This window comes from Cytobacillus sp. ABV4_503 (genome assembly GCF_056158445.1).
The window spans coordinates 2,111,700-2,132,313 of the sequence record NZ_JBSWTH010000001.1 but is presented as its reverse complement, the minus strand read 5'-3'; the positions used below and the strand labels follow the sequence as shown (position 1 = coordinate 2,132,313).

The 20,614-nt window shown below is 41.7% G+C and carries 19 protein-coding genes; 12 read left to right on the top strand and 7 right to left on the bottom strand.

From position 1 onward, the window contains the following. Positions 1–36 precede the first annotated feature (36 nt). The 3 genes from ACXAD1_RS10700 to ACXAD1_RS10690 all read left to right on the top strand — a co-directional run bounded on the left by ACXAD1_RS10700 (position 37) and on the right by ACXAD1_RS10690 (position 1,551). The gene (locus ACXAD1_RS10700) at positions 37–906 is read left to right on the top strand and encodes a gamma-glutamylcyclotransferase family protein (RefSeq protein WP_206839751.1); all 870 of its coding nucleotides are present in this window, start codon (positions 37–39) and stop codon (positions 904–906) included. A 150-nt stretch (positions 907–1,056) separates the two neighbouring features. Continuing rightward, positions 1,057–1,299, top strand: coding sequence for a hypothetical protein (locus ACXAD1_RS10695; protein WP_206839752.1), 243 nt, complete (start codon positions 1,057–1,059; stop codon positions 1,297–1,299). A 48-nt stretch (positions 1,300–1,347) separates the two neighbouring features. Next, complete coding sequence (locus ACXAD1_RS10690) at positions 1,348–1,551, top strand: DUF6501 family protein (RefSeq protein ID WP_258760113.1); 204 nt, start codon at positions 1,348–1,350, stop codon at positions 1,549–1,551. A 48-nt stretch (positions 1,552–1,599) separates the two neighbouring features. Here ACXAD1_RS10690 and ACXAD1_RS10685 read toward each other — a convergent pair whose 3' ends face one another. Continuing rightward, the gene (locus tag ACXAD1_RS10685; protein WP_474910018.1) at positions 1,600–2,154 is read right to left on the bottom strand and encodes a YhcN/YlaJ family sporulation lipoprotein; all 555 of its coding nucleotides are present in this window, start codon (positions 2,152–2,154) and stop codon (positions 1,600–1,602) included. A gap of 116 nt (positions 2,155–2,270) precedes the next feature. Then, positions 2,271–3,059, bottom strand: a complete 789-nt coding sequence (gene yidC, locus ACXAD1_RS10680) for a membrane protein insertase YidC (protein ID WP_474910017.1) — start codon at positions 3,057–3,059, stop codon at positions 2,271–2,273. A gap of 541 nt (positions 3,060–3,600) precedes the next feature. Between yidC and ACXAD1_RS10675 the strand changes: the two genes are divergently transcribed. Next, complete coding sequence (locus ACXAD1_RS10675) at positions 3,601–4,530, top strand: lysylphosphatidylglycerol synthase domain-containing protein (protein ID WP_474910016.1); 930 nt, start codon at positions 3,601–3,603, stop codon at positions 4,528–4,530. Between the two features lie 235 nt (positions 4,531–4,765). On the opposite strand, the gene ACXAD1_RS10670 is transcribed toward ACXAD1_RS10675, so the two are convergent. After that, on the bottom strand, positions 4,766–5,626 hold the full coding sequence (locus ACXAD1_RS10670) for a glycoside hydrolase domain-containing protein (RefSeq protein ID WP_474910015.1): 861 nt from the start codon (positions 5,624–5,626) through the stop codon (positions 4,766–4,768). A gap of 413 nt (positions 5,627–6,039) precedes the next feature. Here ACXAD1_RS10670 and ACXAD1_RS10665 point away from each other — a divergent pair, with 413 nt between their 5' ends. Beyond that, positions 6,040–7,497, top strand: a complete 1,458-nt coding sequence (locus tag ACXAD1_RS10665) for a nicotinate phosphoribosyltransferase (RefSeq protein ID WP_474910014.1) — start codon at positions 6,040–6,042, stop codon at positions 7,495–7,497. A gap of 27 nt (positions 7,498–7,524) precedes the next feature. After that, positions 7,525–8,346, top strand: coding sequence for an ammonia-dependent NAD(+) synthetase (gene nadE, locus ACXAD1_RS10660; protein ID WP_206839759.1), 822 nt, complete (start codon positions 7,525–7,527; stop codon positions 8,344–8,346). A 50-nt stretch (positions 8,347–8,396) separates the two neighbouring features. Here nadE and pflA read toward each other — a convergent pair whose 3' ends face one another. From pflA to pflB, 3 genes are all read right to left on the bottom strand, one after another. Then, positions 8,397–9,125, bottom strand: a complete 729-nt coding sequence (gene pflA, locus ACXAD1_RS10655; protein ID WP_206839760.1) for a pyruvate formate-lyase-activating protein — start codon at positions 9,123–9,125, stop codon at positions 8,397–8,399. A gap of 93 nt (positions 9,126–9,218) precedes the next feature. Next, positions 9,219–9,584: a glycine radical domain-containing protein gene (locus tag ACXAD1_RS10650; protein WP_474910013.1), complete on the bottom strand. Its 366-nt coding sequence runs from the start codon at positions 9,582–9,584 to the stop codon at positions 9,219–9,221. Next, entirely contained in the window at positions 9,475–11,442 is a 1,968-nt protein-coding gene (gene pflB, locus ACXAD1_RS10645) for a formate C-acetyltransferase (protein ID WP_474910012.1), read from the bottom strand. Before pflB ends, ACXAD1_RS10650 begins: the two co-directional genes overlap by 110 nt. A 295-nt stretch (positions 11,443–11,737) precedes the next feature. Here pflB and safA point away from each other — a divergent pair, with 295 nt between their 5' ends. Further along, positions 11,738–12,364 carry a SafA/ExsA family spore coat assembly protein gene (gene safA / locus ACXAD1_RS10640; protein WP_474910011.1) on the top strand — a complete coding sequence of 209 codons (627 nt, stop codon included), beginning with the start codon at positions 11,738–11,740 and terminating at the stop codon, positions 12,362–12,364. A gap of 411 nt (positions 12,365–12,775) precedes the next feature. Here safA and ACXAD1_RS10635 read toward each other — a convergent pair whose 3' ends face one another. Beyond that, the gene (locus ACXAD1_RS10635) at positions 12,776–13,228 is read right to left on the bottom strand and encodes a cupredoxin domain-containing protein (RefSeq protein ID WP_206839767.1); all 453 of its coding nucleotides are present in this window, start codon (positions 13,226–13,228) and stop codon (positions 12,776–12,778) included. Positions 13,229–13,376: 148 nt separating this feature from the next. Between ACXAD1_RS10635 and ACXAD1_RS10630 the strand changes: the two genes are divergently transcribed. The 5 genes from ACXAD1_RS10630 to ACXAD1_RS10610 all read left to right on the top strand — a co-directional run bounded on the left by ACXAD1_RS10630 (position 13,377) and on the right by ACXAD1_RS10610 (position 20,535). Further along, complete coding sequence (locus ACXAD1_RS10630; protein WP_474910010.1) at positions 13,377–14,861, top strand: helix-turn-helix domain-containing protein; 1,485 nt, start codon at positions 13,377–13,379, stop codon at positions 14,859–14,861. A 169-nt stretch (positions 14,862–15,030) separates the two neighbouring features. Beyond that, positions 15,031–16,692: a urocanate hydratase gene (gene hutU / locus ACXAD1_RS10625; protein ID WP_474910009.1), complete on the top strand. Its 1,662-nt coding sequence runs from the start codon at positions 15,031–15,033 to the stop codon at positions 16,690–16,692. A gap of 201 nt (positions 16,693–16,893) precedes the next feature. Further along, the gene (hutI, locus tag ACXAD1_RS10620; protein WP_474910008.1) at positions 16,894–18,180 is read left to right on the top strand and encodes an imidazolonepropionase; all 1,287 of its coding nucleotides are present in this window, start codon (positions 16,894–16,896) and stop codon (positions 18,178–18,180) included. Next, a complete protein-coding gene (locus ACXAD1_RS10615; RefSeq protein ID WP_370221846.1) occupies positions 18,165–19,145 on the top strand; it encodes an agmatinase family protein in 981 nt (326 codons plus the stop codon). Before hutI ends, ACXAD1_RS10615 begins: the two co-directional genes overlap by 16 nt. Before the next feature lie 46 nt (positions 19,146–19,191). Continuing rightward, the gene (locus ACXAD1_RS10610; RefSeq protein ID WP_474910007.1) at positions 19,192–20,535 is read left to right on the top strand and encodes a YjiH family protein; all 1,344 of its coding nucleotides are present in this window, start codon (positions 19,192–19,194) and stop codon (positions 20,533–20,535) included. The last annotated feature ends 79 nt before the right edge of the window (positions 20,536–20,614 follow it).

Below are 20,614 nucleotides of genomic sequence, written 5' to 3'. Positions count from 1 at the left end.
TAAACAAAAGAGAAGAATAAGGGGGAGCAAGCACTAATGACAACACAAAAGCTGTTTGTTTATGGAACCTTAAGAAAACATGAGTCGAATCACTTCGTTTTAAAAGGCAGTACCTGCATTGCCGAGCAGGCATGGGTATATGGGGAGTTATTTGATACAGGACTTGGCTATCCCTCTATGAAATCATCACTTGACCAAAAAGTGTATGGAGAGCTTTATGAAGTGCATTTAGATCATTTCACTGACCTGGATGAACTTGAGGATTATATCCCGGGCAGAAAAGATAATTTATATGACCGTGTGGAACAGACTGTACATACTGATACCGGAGAAGTAAATGCACTAGTATATGTCTCCTGCCGGGATGATCTTTTAGCCGAACCCATTCTACATGGAGATTGGAAGCTTTATCGCTTAATGAAGGAAAAGCCCGAAAAGACGTTTTATTTTGCTTACGGTTCCTGCATGGATGATGAGCGGTTTTGCGTGGCAAAAATAGATCACCACTTCAAAACCATAGTCGGCGGGGGAACGCTGGCAGGTTACTCGATGCAATACCTATTTTCCAGGGAGGATGGAGGAAGGGCAGACATTATCGAAAATGGCGGCGTCACGGAAGGAGTTCTATATGAACTTCCTTATGAAGCAGTAGAATACCTGTTTCATAGAGAAGGTTTTTATGGACAATGGTATCGTCCTGCCTTTGTGAATGTCAAAGTTGGAGATAAGTTTTTTGGAGATGTCCTGACTTTTCATGTCTACAATAAAAAGGGGGAGCTGCCCCCGCCTGACCATTACGCGCTTGAAATTCTCCGGGGAGCAAGAGGCAGAGTAAGTGACGATTATTACAGAAAGCTTGAACAGCAGCTGGAAAAACTGGGTGTTCAAATTAGATTGGATGCTTAGTACTAGCCCATATTGATTTTTCTCTGTGCTGACCCGTTTTCATCTATTGAAATTTGCTAAAATAGCGCAAAATTTTTATTTGGTGGTTTGAAACAGGCTAAGCGGGTGGTATATTACCTTTGCCATCATCTTAGAAAGAAGGTCATCAAAATGAAAATTTTAGCAGATAATGGCTTTTATGAAGTGGAATATGATAACGAACATTATGATCATTTAGAGTTTGTACGAATAGACCAAATCTGTGAAATTAATTATATAACAATGAAAAACACGCTAACCGGAGAAGTGTATACATTTGAGGCGGATAAAATCAGCCGATTCCGGAAATTTATGAAATTAATGCCAGCAGTTAATGAGAATCCAGTTGCAGACAACAGTTCGTATTCTTTATAATAAAAACTAATCATAGTAAGTAATGCAGATTATGAAGGAGTGGCAATTATGATTCATTTAAAATGGCATGAACGAGAAACATTGAAAAAAGTAAAATGCGTGCATACAGATGCAGCAAAATACATTGTAAACCGGGCTTTGACAGCAGGGAATACCTATGATGTAAAAAATGAAACTGAAGAATTCTATTTCATTACAGACAATTCCGGAAAAGTAAGCGGATTTTATAAAGATTATTTCCAGGATGCTTAATCCAAAGAAGAAAACGGCCTGTTAAAATGGGCCGTTTTTAATATTCCTTTACCTTTGTGTAGGAAAAATTCTCCTGACTGTTTCTGTAAATTCATCAAAAAATCCTTCAATTGGCTGACCGGCTTGAATATCCTCAGTATATCCAGTCATTCGATCATAAAAGTCGGGGTTAACAGAAACATATACATTATCAATGTCCTGATCGACTGCTTTAACCTGATCGGAAATCTTTTTCTCGACATCCTTAGTCAATTCTCCATTTCCATCATTCAAGCGTGCGGCAACATATGCATTATTGTCTGTCACAATTACATTCGCAGACTCAACCTCTGGAATAGAGGTAATTTTATCGGCAGCTTTATCAGCAACCTTCATTCGCGGGGATTCATTTCGATTCTCATTGTTTGTTCCCGTGCGGGTAAGATCAATCCCGGGTTCAGTGGTGCGTCCATTTTCGCCATAATTGCTGTCGTTCACTTTTGTAGGCTCTGTCAAGTCTCTGTTTCTTTGAGCTGTTTCATTCATATCCGCGTCATTCATGCCGCAGCCAGCAAGTAATGCAGCTGACAGAGCCCCCGCCATCATTAATTTGCGTTTAATCATAAACTTTCCTCCTTCCGTTTTTCCCTCTTATCTTTCCAATAAAAGGTGAGGTTATTCAGATTTCTTTTATAAAATAAACAAAAAAGGAGCAGGCATTAAGCGCGCTCCCCATGTAATTATGATTCTGACATGAACTGCATAGTATCAGGTTTATTTTTCGTATACAATCTTCTGCCAAGCCATGATTGAAAAACTAAAAATAATCCGCCCGCAGTCCAATATAGCGGCAAAGCGGCAGGTGCATTTAAAGAAACAAGCATAATCATTACAGGAGACAAAAGACCAATCAATTTCATTTGCTTTGGCGTTTGCGCAGTCATATTCGTTAGAGTGAACCGGTACTGAAGATAGTACACAATTCCTGCAATGATTGTGATCCAAATATCAGAATGACCAAGATCGAACCAGAGAAATGAATGTGCAGCTATTTCCTGATTCCCTCTTATGGCATAATAGAACCCCATCAGAATGGGCATTTGAATAAAGATTGGCAGACATCCCGCTGCATTCAAAGGATTTACTCCGTGAGATTGATACAAACCGAACATTTCCTGCTGCAGCTTTTGCTGCTCCTGTGGTTTTTTCGCTGTTTTCAGCTTTTGCTGAATTTTTTCAAGTTCAGGTTTTAACTTATCCATTTTTTCTTTCATTTCGCTTTGATTTTTATATTGTTTCAGCATTAAGGGCATTAATATCAGCCTAATCATTATGGTAATGAAGATAATGGCCAGGCCGAAATTACCATGAAAGAAAACGGCTGTTCCATGTATTGCCAAAGCAAAGGAATCGACAAAATAATGATGGAAAAAACCTGTTCCTTGTCCGCCTTGAGCCTGACAGGCAGATAAGAATATTGGCAGTACAGTAATCATGGTAATGGCTAATAACAGTTTAATTTTTCTCATACAGGTCAAACCTCCCGCTATTTTTTTCTTTAAATAGGGGAGAGACCTTCAGGCTCATCACTTTCTTGGCCTTTTTTTAGAATAAGTTTTGCTATCCAGGACTGAATTGAATCGCAAATAAAGCCCCGAACCATGTAAAAACCCGGAAGGCTTTCAAATTGTCTTTTTTCGTTCTCAATATATCTGGTATTGTATAAAGTCGGCTCTATTTTCCAAATGATTAACAGCTTTGCTGCTAAACCAATAATATATGTTAAATAAAGAGTATATTCTGATGAAATAAAAGACGATTCAGTTAATATTTCAAAGATATTATTTCACCTCTATTCACAGATTTAAGTATAATTGAATGCTGCATTGAAAACAATTGCAGATATGAACCAATTGCAAAAAAGTTATCGTTTGTCCCATTCTATTGTATCTATGCAGGAATATAATAGGAGAAGGTATATATTGTCCGCTTTAGTATGCTACACTCTATCAGGGAGATTAAATAATCATTATCTCTAGTTCACTACATGAATGGTGGGGTATTTTGTCTTTGTTAAAACAAAAAACAATTATAACGCTTGCCAAACTCCTCGTACCCTTATTCATTTTGCTGTTTGTCATGATGGAAGCAAAAGGGATATTCAATGATTTTAATTGGGCTCTCCTTGAGCTTTATGTTGACCGGCTAACCTTCCGCAGACTATTTTTTATCCTTTTATTGGGACTGGCTGCACTTTTTCCAATGTATTTTTATGATGAAATACTCCAAAGGCTTTTCAGGATTAAAGTGCCTAAAAAAAAGCTATTATTTTATTCTTTATCTGCCAACGCATTCTCTAACTTTATCGGATTTGGAGGTGTGGCCGGAGCAACACTCAGGTCCTATTTTTATAAGGATTACTTGACTGGCAATACTCCGTATATCAAAATTATTGCCAAGCTGTCGCTTTTTTACCTCACGGGCTTGTCCATATTGTCATGGATGGTCCTTTTTACAGATTTACATTTATACGATGATGTTAAACTTATAAAGATTGCCGTTTGGGCCGTTGCGGCATATACACCTCTGCTGCTTGGCGTTTACATTTTTAAGGCGTCTTTTTGGAATATGAAACACATCAAAAAAGGATTTGCAGGAGAATTGCTGGCTGTTTCTTTATCGGAGTGGCTATTTATTATTATATGCATCTGGGGAATTGCCCGGGCCCTGGAAGTATCGATTTCATTTTTTGTGCTGTTTCCCATTGTCATCATTTCAGCATGCGCTGGCATAGCGAGTATGATCCCTGGAGGCATTGGTTCCTTTGATTTTGTATTTTTGATCGGACTGGAATCACAGGGTGTTCCCACCGAATTGGGGCTGTTGATTCTCATGTTTTATCGTCTCAGCTATTATGTAGTTCCTGTGTTTATTGGCACTCCGTTTGTCATGAGCCAGTTCTGGAATACCGGAATGCCTAAAAACAGCTTCAAATTATAAAAGAGCCATTGTGGGCTCTTTATTTTTTTATATTTACCACAGAACATCCAGAATGTCCTTGTTGAATAAATTTGTATCTATATTGCACGCCTCCGCATCAATTCCATACTGCCAGCCTGCAATCAAGGAGTTTGCAGGAGCTTCAGGTTTATATCCAGGTGCCTGTTCCTGCGCAGTGATTCCAATATTTGGCGCAGCAGTCCATATGAATGTGTTTTCAAGAAGGGAAGAATTTTCAGCTCCGAGCTTGACTGAAAGATTTAGTCAGGGCCTGTTCCTTATCAAAAATCCCGTATATGCCGGGATGATAGGGTGACTCCTCCATTGCTTGAAACCAGCCCTCAATAAAGGAAGAATCAACAGGATAATTTGGCTCAATATCCGCAAAAATCGCTACTCCCTCCGGTATTCCCAGCTCCTGTGCCAATTGAACAGCTGCTTTTGCCTCACTCTGTCCATTTTCAATGCCTGTTGCATCATTAAATCGATTCCAAATCACGAGTAATTTAATATTATTATCTTGCAGCAGTTTGGCCTCTTGTGGTGTAATGCCCGCTGATACACCTTCCTTTTCACCTAAATAGCGTCCCCAGACTTTAGGAGATCCGAAATTCTCCCGTACGCATGAAAGCAAGTCGCTTGTGGTGAGACTTGCAGAGTCTACACCCCAAACGACTTCATCATCCTCAGACTTGCCATCCTGTTCATTTTTCGCACCTTTATCGCTGCCGCTGTTTTCATTTTCATTTCCTGTTTGACCGGAGTCCTGATTTTTATCAGCTTTATTTTTGATTGTATTTGTTACATTAACGTCTACATTTACCTCAATGTCATTCGTAACATTATTATCAATTTGGCTATCTTCACCATTATTCAAATCGTTGTCGATTGAGTTATTAACATTAGCTTTATTTCCTTTTATATTATTTTTTACTTGATTGCTGATATCACTGTCATTGCTTTTGCTTTGGCCATCTGGAATGGTCTTGGTTATTGGCGTGTCATCCTTTGAATCCATCAGGGAGAAAGCAAAGAGCGAAATCATTACGGCAAAAAATGCGGTCACAACGAAAGGCAAAAGGTCCCGTCTTTCCATAGCTCACAGCCCTCCTTGTCAGTTCATGACATCCTATGCGGAGGGCAGAAAGTTGGTGATTGCCGTAATCGGGAAATGCAGTCCGACAGTCCGAGGGAATATTCCTGCTCATATTTCAAAATAACATTTCAGCGTGCGACACTCGGGAAATAATTCCAAAGTGTTATAACAGGATAATATCACTGTTCAATATAACGAACAATTGAAGAAGAATGTGTAAAAAAATCCTTAATGGGTAAATAACTGTATGACTTGAGGCTGAAAAATTTGATTAAGGTGATAAACTTCACTACTATTAAAATAATAGCCAAATTTTTCATCTATTTAAGATGATAAAATATTGAATGGGGGATTATAGCAGATAACAGATTTTTAATAGGAATTGTTATATTTGTCACAGGAGGTTTAAGATAATGCAGAGGGAATTTGCGGATGATAGTATAGCCTTGCATACTGATTTGTACCAAATAAATATGGCACAGACTTACTGGGAAGACAACATACATACTAAAAAGGCGGTCTTTGAAGTGTTCTTCAGGAAGCTGCCTTTTGGCAACGGCTATGGAATTTTTGCCGGCCTGGAAAGAGTTATTGAGTATATAGAAAACTTCAGATTTACAGACACTGATCTGCAGTACTTAAAAAACGAATTGAACTATGAAGAAGGTTTCCTCGAATACTTGAAAAACATGAGGTTTTCAGGGACCATCAAATCAATGGAAGAAGGTGAGCTTGTATTCGGCAATGAACCAATTTTGCGTGTAGAAGCTCCCCTGGCTGAGGCCCAGATTATTGAAACTGCTATTTTGAATATCATTAACTATCAGACATTGATTGCTACAAAAGCAACTCGAATCAGAGAAGTAATTGGCGATGGAACAGCCATGGAATTTGGTTCAAGAAGAGCCCATGAAATGGACGCAGCCATCTGGGGAACAAGAGCAGCCTATATCGGCGGCTTTGATGCCACATCTAACGTTAGAGCAGGCAAGAAGTTTGGCATTCCGGTTGCAGGAACCCATGCCCATTCATTTGTTCAGGCTTACCGGGACGAGTATACTGCTTTTAAGAAATATGCCCAGACCCATAAGGACTGCGTTTTTCTCGTCGATACGTATGATACCCTTAAATCAGGAGTACCGAACGCAATTAAAGTGGCAAAGGAGATGCAGGGTCAAATTAACTTTAAAGGTATAAGGCTTGATAGCGGGGACTTGGCTTACCTTTCTAAAAAAGCAAGAAAAATGCTGGATGATGCAGGTTTTCCTGAAGCAAAGATTATTGCGTCAAATGATCTGGATGAATACACCATCATAAACCTGAAAGCTCAAGGGGCGAAAATCGATATTTGGGGCATAGGCACAAAACTCATTACAGCGTACGAGCAGGCTGCATTAGGGGCTGTTTACAAACTCGTTTCAATAGAAGATGAAAATGGCAAAATGGCTGACACGATAAAAATAAGCGGCAACCCGGAAAAAGTGACAACTCCCGGATTAAAGAGGGTTTATCGGATTATTAACAGAGATAACCATAAATCAGAAGGGGACTATATTGCGCTGGATCATGAAAATCCTCAAGCTGAGCAAAAACTTAAGATGTTCCATCCTGTTCACACGTTTATAAGCAAGTTCGTTACAAATTTCGAAGCCAGGGAGCTGCATAAAGTGATATTTCACGAAGGCAAGCTTACCTATAAAATTCCATCTTTAAAAGAGATGCAGAAGTTTGCAAAGGATAATCTCAATGTATTATGGGATGAGTACCGCCGTTCTCTGAATCCGGAGGAATACCCAGTCGACCTTAGCCAAGAGTGCTGGGATAATAAGATGAAAATGATCAGCCAGGTGAAAGAAAATATAAATGGCTGAAGCTTTAAGAAGAGGGAGGAACCTGCAATGAATCTGCAAAAAGAAATTATGGAAAGTTTAAATGTAAATCCGACTATCAATCCAAAGGAAGAAATAAAGAAAAGAATTGAGTTTCTAAAGGATTATCTTGTTAAAACAAATGCAAAAGGTTATGTATTAGGCATAAGCGGCGGCCAGGATTCCACTCTTGCCGGAAGACTTGCGCAGCTTGCGGTTGAAGAGCTTCGAAAAGAAGGGAAGGACGCAACATTCATCGCAGTCCGCCTTCCGTACGGCGTTCAGCAGGATGAGAAGGATGCACAGCTTGCCCTTTCCTTTATTCAGGCCGACAAAGAAGTGGTCTTTAATATTAAAAATGCAGTCGATGAAGTGAAAACCGAGTATGATCGAATAATTCCGGAAGAACCGCTGAAGGATTATCATAAAGGCAATGTTAAAGCCCGCATGAGAATGATTGCCCAATATGCCATTGGCGGCCAGTATGGCTTGCTGGTCATCGGCACGGATCATGCTGCAGAAGCAGTGACTGGATTCTTCACAAAATATGGCGATGGCGGCGCAGATGTCCTGCCGCTGTCCGGACTGACAAAAAGACAGGGAAAAGCACTTCTTAAAGAGCTTGGGGCAGAGGAAAGACTATACTTAAAAGTGCCTACAGCAGATCTTCTTGACCAGAAACCCGGACAGGCTGATGAAACTGAATTAGGTATCTCATACGATGAATTGGATGATTACCTTGAAGGAAAACCAGTAAGTCCGGAAGCGGCAGAAAAAATCGAAAAACGCTACCTGGTATCAGAACACAAGCGCCAGCTGCCTGCATCCATGCACGATAATTGGTGGAAATAAGCATTTATCACAAAGAAAAATCAGTTCCAGCAATCGGAACTGATTTTTTTTCATTGTCCTGTAAGTATGTGATAAGCCCATTCTGCCATTTCCTCACTTGGCGGCTCAGTATCCTTCAGCGGATATTCCAATCCGAGTGCTTCCCATTTATATACACCAAGCTTGTGATAGGGAAGAACCTCAATTTTTTTCACATTATTTAAATTTTTAATGAAACGCCCAAGCTGTTCCAGATCACGTTCATCATCAGAGATTGAAGGCACAAGCACGTGGCGGATCCACACTGGCACCTGATGATCAGACAGATACTGGGCGAATTGGAGGATATGATCATTTGTAAGACCTGTCAGTTTTTTATGCTTATCCCTATTAATATGCTTTAAATCCAGCAGCACCAGGTCCGTATAGTCCAGAAGCTCTTTCAGCTGCTTTTGAAAAAACGGGGAGGTGGAGTAGCTGCCTCCCGATGAATCTATTGCAGTGTGAATGCCATGTTTCTTGCATTCTTTAAAAAGTTCTATAAGAAAAGGAATCTGAAGCAAAGGTTCACCGCCGCTAACTGTAATGCCGCCTCCGGAAGCAGCCAAAAAAGGGAGATAGGATTGCAGATCATTCATGATTTCTGAAATAGATATTTGTTTCCCTGACCCAATTTCCCAAGTGTCCGCATTATGGCAAAATTGACAGCGAAGGAGGCACCCCTGTGTAAAAATGACATATCGAATGCCAGGCCCATCTACTGTACCAAATGTTTCAATTGAATGAATATTGCCGTACATCAGCATCTTCCTTTCCAAATGCAGCCGGCGCAGCAGCAGCACCATTGCTCAATCTTTTTTTGAAGAGAGGGCCTCTTATAAAGGCCCGCCATCCTATTTGTTACATTGAATCATGGAATGTTCGATTGATAACGTCAAGCGCTGCTCTTTAGTCAGCTTAATGAAGTTCACAGCATAGCCTGATACCCTGATGGTCAACTGTGGATATTCTTCCGGATGTTCCATGGCGTCCAGAAGCGTTTCTTTATTGAATACATTTACATTTAGGTGATGTCCTGACTTTATGGCATATCCATCCAGTATAGATACCAGATTGCGGATACGGCTATCAGCATCCTTTCCGAGTGCTTTAGGGACAATGGAGAAAGTGTTGCTGATGCCATCCAGCGCATGTTTGTATGGCAGTTTTGCAACAGAAGACAGGGAAGCAAGCGTTCCTTTCGTATCTCTCCCGTGCATCGGATTTGCTCCCGGGGCGAACGGCTCGCCGTCCATCAGGCGTATTACCTGTTTTCTTTCCATACACTACATTGGATGTAATGGTTAATATAGACATCGTATGCATAGAGTTTCTGTATGTCGGATGCTTGCGGAGCTTTTTCATAAACCGTTCAACCAGGTCTATAGCTATGCTGTCAACGCGATCATCATTATTCCCGTATTTCGGAAAATCTCCTTCTGTCATAAAATCAATCACTAGCCCGTTCTCATCACGGATTGCCTTAACAGTTGCGTATTTGATCGCACTCAGTGAGTCGGCCGCTACACTCAGACCCGCAATGCCAGTGGCCATCGTTCTAAGAATTTTGGAGTCATGCAGAGCCATTTCGATCCGTTCGTAGCTATATTTATCATGCATGTAATGAATGATATTCAGCGTATTAATATAAAGATCTGCCAGCCATTCCATCATTAAATCAAACTTCGCCATCACTTCTTCATATTGAAGGATGTCTGAGGTAATTGGGGCATAGGAAGGGCCGACCTGACGCTTAAGTTTCTCATCCTTGCCTCCATTAATGCTATATAACAGGGCCTTTGCAAGGTTTGCTCTTGCTCCGAAAAATTGCATTTGTTTCCCGATCTCCATTGCAGAAACACAGCAGGCAATTCCATAATCATCGCCATATTCAGGAAGCATGATATCGTCGTTTTCATATTGGATTGAACTTGTTTCTATGGACATCCCGGCACAATATTTTTTGAAGTTCTCGGGAAGCTTGCTGGACCATAATACTGTTAAATTCGGTTCAGGTGCCGGCCCCAGATTATTCAAAGTATGAAGGAAGCGGTAAGAATTTTTCGTTATAAGCGGACGGCCATCAAGAGCCTTCCCGCCAATGGACTCTGTAACCCATGTAGGATCACCGCTGAATAATTCATTATAGTCAGGAGTTCTCGCAAATTTGACAAGGCGCAGCTTCATTACAAAGTGATCGACCAGTTCCTGGGCTTCCTTCTCGGTAAGCATTCCTTTCTGAATGTCTCTTTCTATAAAAATATCAAGGAAAGTCGAGACACGGCCAAGGCTCATAGCTGCTCCATTTTGCTCTTTGATGGCTGCAAGATAGGCGAAGTACAGCCATTGGAAAGCCTCGAGAGCATTTTCTGCAGGCTTTGAAATATCAAAACCATAGCTGTTTGCCAGCTGCTTCAGTTCTTTCAGAGACCTTATCTGTTCTGAAATCTCTTCTCTAAGGCGAATATTGTCTTCCGTCATCACACTTGAGGTTGATTTCAAATCCGCTTTTTTGGCTTCAACCAAGCGGTCAACTCCATAAAGAGCAACCCTGCGGTAATCACCGATTATCCTGCCTCGGCCATATGCATCCGGCAGGCCTGTAATAATGCCGGCTTTGCGGGCAAGTTTCATTTCATCGGTATAAGCATCAAACACGCCTTGGTTATGTGTTTTGCGGTAATCTGTAAATATCTTTTCCATCACTTTACTGGCTTCATAGCCGTATGCTTCACAAGCTGCCACAGCCATTCTGACTCCGCCATATGGCTGAAGAGAGCGCTTAAACGGACGGTCAGTCTGCACACCCACAATTTTTTCTTTTTTTTGGTCCAGGTAACCAGGACCATGTGAGGTGATGGTTGAGACGATCTCTGTGTCCATATCGAGCACTCCGCCATTATCACGTTCCATTTTCGTAAGATCCATCACTTGTTCCCATAATGAAGTAGTAGCTTCTGTTGGCTTCTCCAAAAATGATTCATCCCCAAAAAAAGGTGAGTAATTCTTTAAAATAAAGTCTCTAACATCAATTTCATGTGTCCAGATTCCTTTTTTAAAGCCATTCCAACTTTCCATATTCCTTCACCTCATATAATCAATGTGTATAACAGTTATTACAACTTAACTATACATTCAATATAACAGAGATAATGTGAAATAAATCACAAACTTTTTGAACGTATTGTGAAATAGAGTAAATCTATATTTAATAATGCATATGTGTACTATAAAACCACTCGTACTTTTGAACTGTTATATATATATTGAAAATCCCACTAGAAGAAGAATAAAGAGGAAATCATGAAATTCTTACAATCAGCGCCAACAATTACCTGTTTAATAGAATAAGAGATTTTGATTAAATATAAATATGAAAACACTATCAAAACTTTCATTCATTCTAATGTTGTCTGTCGCACTTGTCTTTGGATTCAATTTCGATGCAAAAGCATCAACAGTACATACCGTTCAGCCAGGGGACACAATGTGGAAGATCGCCCTGAAGTATCAGGTGGGAGTTCCTGAAATCATAAATGCCAACGGGCAGATTTCAAATCCAAACTTCATTTATCCTGGGCAAAAGGTGAATATCCCTACATTATCAAAAGCCACTACCGGTGTTGAAGAGCAGGTAGTTCAGCTTGTAAACCAGGAAAGGGCAAAGTATGGGTTAAAGCCATTAAAATCAAATTGGGAGCTTGCGAGAGTGGCAAGATACAAATCTCAGGATATGATCAGCAAGAATTATTTCGATCACAACTCTCCTACATACGGAAGCCCGTTTGATATGATGAAGAGCTTTGGAATTACTTACAGAACCGCTGGAGAAAACATTGCTGCAGGTCAAAAAACACCTCAGGAAGTTGTAACAGCATGGATGAACAGCGAGGGTCACCGCAAGAACATCCTATCAGCCAATTTCACAGAAATCGGAGTGGGATACGCACAGGGCGGATACTATGGCCACTATTGGACACAGATGTTTATTGGGAGGTAAGAAGAAAAGGGGAAGCGCCTTACCCACGAAGGAACGCAGACTAAGAACGCCACGTCCCGTGGCAACGTCTGCATGACCCGCATCCTCCCAAAAGCTGCCGCTTTTGGTCGTGCGATGATTATGCTGACGAAGCCTTCCTTGTCCTGCGGGCCTCAAGCACAAGACGAGCCTTCCGGAAAGGCGACCTTTGCTTTCTTGAAAGGATTGCCCGAAATGTGGAGGCGACTGCCCAGGGACGACAGGCATAAGACGGTTCCTGTAAGAAGGCGTTCTTCCTTCTGGAAGGAAACGGCTTATAACCCCGAGTCACTAGGAGCCGGAACTAGACAAGCTTGTGACCTCGAGGGGGTAGGCGCTGGAGCTAGACAGTTAAGAAAAGCACCGGATTATCCGGTGCTTTTGCTTTTCGCATTAGTCTACTACAATATAAGCAATCATTGGTCCGCTATTATCCTTATCCGGATGAGTAAGACACACCAGACGGTAAACGCCTTCTTTATCAAATTGAAGAGGGACCACCGTTTCTTCTGCTTTTTTTACCACACCTTTAATATCAGTTCCTTCAATGATGTATGGATGTTCCATTCCATTAACTCCCCAAATCTTCAGATTTACCTTTTCACCTTTTTCAAGAAATATAGTTCCAGGATCCCAGCGATAAGCTTCAATTTCTCTGCCATCAGGCAGCTTGGCTTTAAATTCTCCTGTAACCATATGAATTTCCCGGACTTTTTCGCCCTCCGTCTGGTTGAATACTGTCAAATTATCAGATTTTGAAAAAAACCATACTGATGCAGAAACGATTACTGAAAATATGATGACAAATGCAATAATGCTGCGTTTCTTTAATACAAGAAAAGGCATGCTCATACTCCTTCCTAATTGGTTGTCCCTATATAGATATGCAGGAAGGGCATCATAACTTGTCTACTATTTCTGAGATTTTCACGATAATTTCTTTACATTTGCCAAAATACTATTTCATAATAGAATTAAAAAAGGATGTGGCAGCATGTACAAAGTACTTGTGGCCAATCGGGATGAGTACGATACGAAAGGCATAGAGTGGCTTCTTAAATCATCAATGAACGCATGGCAAGTAGATTCCGCCCAAAATGAATCAGGGCTTATTTATAAGCTTGAAACTTTTCAGCCAGACCTATTGATTTTTGAACTTGATCTGATAAATGAAGAAAGTTATAGTTCTTTCCTTAAAACCATTCAGATCATAGGGCCGGATTTGATTGCCTTAACAATGGAAGCGACCTTTTCACAAGCAAAAAGAGCCATCGACATGGGTGTATCCGATTTAATACTTAAGCCAATTTCTGCAGATACTTTATTAAAATCAGCGAGAAAGATTCATAGACGTAATCAGATGAATAATCGGACTGCTGAACAAAACTCCATTCAGAAAGCTGAAAAAGACTTCAAATATCAGGACTTATTTTTAGAAGGTCATGATTCGGCAGAACCATTTGTATCTATTGGAATAAAGACTGAAAATCCGCTGGAGCTTCCAAAACTATATAAATTTCTTGAAAGCTATACTTTTCAAAAAACAGTTCACTCATTTATTTTGAGTGATATGATTTTGATTTTGGCTGAAAAATCTGATGTGGCCTGGAAAGAGGAGGGCCTCAGATTTATGAGAGATTGGCAGGAGACGTCAGCAGAACAAATCGCCATCAGCATTTATACGGGCAAGGAGGACAGCGGAACCGTCAGAAGCTACTATCTTGCAAACAGGAAACTGATGGAGTTAACTTTTTACAGGGGATTTAATCAGGTAATTGAGGAGAAATCATTGCCTAAATGGCTATCAATTGATCCATTCCTGACCCCCGAGGAACAGACCAAATGGATTGATTTCCTGAATCAATCTGATTTAGAAGCGCTGAAGTCATGGTTTTACAAGGAATTCCTTATTTTGCAGGACCCCTATCCGGAACCAGGTCTCATCAGAATTCGACTGACCAGTATCCTTGCGCAAATTCGCAGGCATATGAAAACTTTCCGGCTGGCAGACGGGGATATGGAGAAAGAATATCTGCGTTTATTCCAGACTATCCTTTATTCCCCCCTGATCTACCGGGTGATTAACGAAATGATTAGCTTTATTTCCCTTATTTTTGAAACCATACGCTCTGATAAAAAGCTGAAGCTGGAACTTACTGACAGAGTCTTATTCTATATAGAAACGAATTACTGGGACCCTGAGGTTACTCTTGAAAGGGCAGCTGAATATGCAGACCGAAACCCGAATTATATCAGCTCCACGCTCGCAAAAAAATGCGGCAAGTCGTTCCGGGAGCTGCTTAATGAAACCCGGATCAGGCAATCTGCCAAGCTTTTGATGGAATCAGAAATAAGCATTAAGGAAATCGCGTCTGTCTGCGGTTTTCGCAATCAGCAATATTTCAATAAAGTTTTTAGTAAAATTAAAGGAATGCCGCCAAATCAATATAGAAAGAGCATGCATAAAACCTCCGTTTAACCGGGGGTTTATTTTTGTTCTAATTATAAAAATACTAATATTTATATAAAAATCGAAAAAAACATTATAAGAATCTAACAAAATTACAAAAAATCAAACTTAATTATTATACTTTTCAGATAGTTCCCATTATAAAATCTAAATATGAGATAACATTGGAGGGATAACAATGAAAGCGGAAACAAAAAGAGAAATAAAAAACTATCAAGGCAGTGAGCTTCATGCTAAGGGCTGGATTCAGGAAGCAGCACTCCGCATGCTGATGAATAACTTGGACAAAGAGGTTGCAGAGATCCCTGAAGAGCTGGTTGTATACGGCGGGATCGGAAAGGCAGCGCGAAATTGGGATTGTTATGACGCGATTGTCAAAACATTGCATGAATTAGAAGACGATGAAACACTTCTTGTCCAATCCGGAAAGCCGGTTGCCGTTTTTAAATCACATAAAGATGCACCGAAGGTATTAATCGCCAACTCGAATCTTGTGCCTGCCTGGGCAAATTGGGATACCTTTCATGAGCTTGATAAGAAAGGCCTGATGATGTATGGCCAAATGACAGCCGGAAGCTGGATTTACATCGGTAGCCAGGGAATTGTACAAGGAACCTACGAAACATTTGCAGAGCTAGGCAGACAGCACTTCTCCGGCTCACTGAAACAGACTATTACTTTAACCGCAGGCCTTGGCGGAATGGGTGGCGCCCAGCCGCTTGCAGTAACAATGAATGATGGTGTCTGCATTGCCATTGATGTGGATGAACACCGCATTGACCGCAGACTTGAAACGAAATATCTGGATACAAAGGTTTATTCAATTGAAGAGGCAATCAAATTAGCACAAGAGGCAAAGCAGGAAGGCCGTCCGCTTTCTATCGGTCTATTAGGTAATGCAGCTGAAATTCTGCCAAACATGCTTGAAATGAACTTCATCCCGGACGTCTTGACTGACCAGACTTCTGCACATGATCCTTTAAATGGCTATGTTCCAATCGGCTATTCTTTAGAAAAAGCAGCTGTTCTGCGAAAGGAAAATGCTGCTGAATATGTTCAGAAATCAAAAGCAAGCATGGCCGTCCATGTTCAGGCTATGCTCGACATGCAGAAGAAGGGTGCAGTCACATTTGATTACGGAAACAATATCCGTCAGGTGGCAAAAGACGAAGGTGTTGAGAATGCTTTTGATTTCCCTGGATTCGTGCCTGCATACATCCGTCCGTTATTCTGTGAAGGGAAGGGGCCTTTCCGCTGGGTAGCATTATCAGGAGATCCTGAAGATATTTATAAAACAGATGAAGTGATTCTGCGTGAATTTGCAGATAATGAACACCTTTGCAAATGGATCAAGATGGCACAGGAGAAAATCCAATTCCAGGGCCTGCCTTCAAGAATTTGCTGGCTTGGATATGGGGAGCGCGCCAAATTCGGAAAAATCATTAATGATATGGTGGCAAAAGGTGAATTGAAAGCACCGGTCGTTATAGGCCGCGATCATCTCGATTCTGGTTCCGTTGCATCTCCAAACCGCGAGACAGAAGCTATGAAGGACGGCAGTGATGCAGTGGCAGACTGGCCAATCCTTAATGCACTGATCAATGCGGTGGGCGGAGCAAGCTGGGTTTCCGTCCACCATGGAGGCGGTGTCGGAATGGGATACTCCCTCCATGCTGGCATGGTCATCGTTGCAGATGGCACGAAAGAAGCGGAACAGCGCCTTGAACGTGTCCTCACATCTGATCCTGGAATGGGGATCGTACGCCATGTAGATGCAGGCTATGACCTTGCTATCAAAACAGCAAAAGAAAAAGGCGTAAACATTCCAATGATGAAATAAAAGTTTTCTCTAGTATTTTATGAACTTTGCAAATAAAAACGAAAAATCAGCAAAGAAAACTTCGAATCTGCAAAGAAGCCACTCAATTCAGCAAAGAAAACTCTTAAACTTGCAAATAACCACTAATATCTTCAATGAGGAAGACCTCCAATCCGTGATTTTAGCGGATTGGAACTTCCATTTTTTAAGGAGGAGCACAAAATGCACTCAAAACCTATTTTTATCAAACATGCAAATCAAATGATCACCTTAAAGGGCAGCTCCAAACAGCCGCTGACAAAAGAAAAAATGAGCGAGCTTCACATTATTGAAGACGGGGCGGTATGGATTGAAGAAGGAAGGATCAAATCGGCTGGTACAACAGCGGAACTCGAAGCTGAATATCAAAGCCGGCTTCAGGAAGCTGAAATCATTGATGCCACAGGAAAAGTCCTCCTTCCAGGACTGGTTGATCCGCATACACACCTCGTATATGCTGGCAGCAGGGAAGAGGAATTCAATATGCGCCTGAACGGGGCGACGTATATGGAAATTATGAACAATGGCGGCGGAATTCACGCCACCACTTCGATGACCAGAAAAGCAACTGAAGAGGAATTAGTAGAAGCGAGCCTTGTCCGTCTTGATCGCTTCCTTAAACACGGAGTAACCACAATAGAGGCAAAAAGCGGATATGGCCTTGATTGGGAAACAGAGCGCAAGCAGCTGATTGCAGCCAGGAAAGCGGATGAACTGCATCCGGTAGATGTTGTCCGCACCTTTATGGGTGCACACGCAGTACCTGCTGAATACAAAGAGAATCCAGATGCCTTTATTGATTTGGTCATTGAAGAAATGCTGCCGAAAGTTGCGGAAGATAAGCTTGCAGAATTCAACGATATTTTCTGCGAAAGAGGCGTGTTCACCCCGGAACAGTCAAGAAAGCTGCTGGAAGCAGGGAAGAAGTTTGGCCTGACTCCGAAAATCCATGCCGATGAAATTGAACCTTATGAGGGGGCGGAGCTTGCCGCAGAAGTTGGTGCCATTTCTGCAGATCATCTGCTTAGAGCATCTGATAAAGGCATGGAAATGATGGCTGAAAAGGGAGTAATCGGTGTGCTTCTTCCAGGGACAGCATTCTTCCTGATGGCTGAAGCCGCCAGGGGCCGCCGGATGATCGATAAAGGTGTGCCGGTTGCATTATCAACCGATTGCAACCCTGGCTCTTCGCCAACCTGCTCCATGCCATTTATGATGAATCTCGCTTGCATGCACATGGGTTTAACTCCGGCAGAAGCCATTACTGCCGCTACAATTAATGCAGCACATGCCATCAATAGGGCAAAAGAAGTGGGAAGTATTGAAGCCGGGAAAAAGGCTGATCTGCTTATGCTTAATGTCCCGAACTACATGCAAATGCAATATCATTACGGAATGAACCATACAGACACAGTGATTAAAAATGGGAAAGTGGTCGTTAAAGGAGGAAGCTTATGCTGCCAACAATAAATCCTCCCGGGTTCTTCTGGCCGCAAGCCGAATTAGGAACTGACGTAAAGGTGAGTGAATGGATTCGCCAAATCCAGAGGGAAGAGGAGTTGAAAAAAGAAAAATGGGATGTCGTGCTCTTCGGTGTCCCTCTTTCCCGCTCATCCATAAGCGCATCTGGAGCCTCTGAATTCCCTGAATCATTCAGGAGATCCTGGAAAGGCTTTTCCACGTACAATCTGGATTTTGAAAGTGATCTTCAAATGATGAAGGTTGCAGATCTTGGCGATGTAAAAATGCATTTCACGGATATTCCGCAATGCCATTCCAATATCAAACAGACAATGAAAGATATAAGGAAACAATTTCCTGATTCATTTCCAATTGCGATTGGAGGAGACCACTCCATTACAGCCATGCTCGTCAGCGGCCTGAAAGAACTGGAGCCGGAAAAAGAAATCGGCATACTCCAGCTGGATACTCACCTTGATCTCAGAAGCCTTGAAGACCACGGGCCGACTAATGGGACACCCATCCGCAACCTGATTCAGAACAGCATGATTAAAGGGGAAAATGTCTATAATATTGGCCTTCATGGCTTTTTTAACAGCCAGTCCCTTATCAGGTATGCAAAAGAGCACAAGCTCAATTATATAACGCTGAAGGAAGCCAGAAGACGGGGAATTGAAGAAACGGTTAAAGAAGCACTTTTGCAGCTGGAGTCAAAAGTGGATAAAATTTATGTCACGATTGACATGGACGTGCTTGATATCGGCTTTGCTCCCGGGGTTCCTGCTTCCACACCAGGCGGCATGAGCACCGAAGAATTATTCAGTGCGGTATATACTGCAGGACTTTCTTCCAAAACCGCAGCCATGGATATAGTTTGCCTCGATCCAACAAGAGATCACCAGGCACAGCCAACGGTTAAAGCAGGTACGTACACTTTTCTGACCTTTTTGACAGCATTAATGAACAGAAGGTAAGGGGCTGACTTTGCTCCTTACCGCTAAATTACTAGGGGGAATGAGAATGGAAAAAGACACTGCAGTGAATCAATCTCACCAGCCTGAACTCAAGAATCCAAATACAGCTTTGAAAAATAAGGTTAAATTTTTTCTTTTCAGCGCAATTGGCCTATTTATGTTTTTTGTTCCCGTCACCGTTAATGAGAAATCCTCCATCATGCTTGACCATATTGTCACAGCCATTCAGACTTCCATACCTTCAGCTGTCCCTTATTATGCCTTACTCGTCATCCTGCTTGGCGCCATTTATCCGTTCTATACAAAATCCTGGAACAAGAATAAAGTAAATATTGTATTTTCTATTTTTAAAGTGGCCGGGTTATTTACCGCCCTCATGATTGTATTCGGTTTCGGCCCATCCTGGCTATTCGACCCGAGTATGGGACCGTTTTTGTTTGACAAACTTGTCGTTCCTGTCGGGCTGCTCGTTCCAATCGGCTCCGTTTTTCTGGCACTGCTGGTTGGTTATGGTCTCCTTGAATTTTTCGGTGTCATAATGCAGCCGATCATGAAGCCGATCTGGAAGACACCAGGGAAATCTGCTATCGATGCGGTGGCATCTTTTGTAGGAAGCTATTCAATCGGGCTGCTCATTACAAACCGGGTATTCAAAGAAGGAAAATATAGTATTAAGGAAGCCGCCATTATAGCTACCGGATTCTCAACCGTCTCCGCAACGTTCATGATTGTTGTTGCCAAAACACTTGGATTGATGGAAATCTGGAACACCTATTTTTGGACGACGTTCGCTGTCACTTTCATCGTAACGGCTATTACAGTAAGAATCTGGCCTCTTAGATCAATGAGCGAAGAATATTACAATGGACAGCAGCCTCCAATGGAAACCTTTTCAGGGAGTCGTCTCCAGGCAGCCTGGAAGGAAGCAATGGATACAGCCAAACAGTCCCCGGCATTATGGAACAACATCAGAGATAATTTAAAAGATGGGTTTGTCATGACGATGTCCATTTTGCCATCCATTATGTCAGTAGGCTTATTAGGCCTGGTTCTTGCAGAATTCACCCCTGTTTTTGACTGGCTTGGATATATCTTTTATCCGTTTACGGCTCTAGTGCAGCTGCCTGAGCCATTACTGGCAGCAAAAGCAAGTGCAGTGGGGATTGCTGAAATGTTTTTGCCGGCATTGCTTGCAGCAGAGGCAGCACTGGCTACTAAATTTGTAATCGGAGTTGTTTCAGTATCAGCCATCATTTTCTTTTCTGCTCTTGTCCCGTGTATTTTATCAACAGAGATCCCTATAACCATTCCGCAGCTGCTTGTCATCTGGGCAGAAAGAACAATTTTAACAATACTGATTGCTGCGCCTCTAGCCTATATATTGCTATAACCGGCATATCCCCGTTCCTTGCAGCGGGGATTTTCCGCATAGAATTTTCCTGCACAACCAAACTAACAGAGGAATGAGT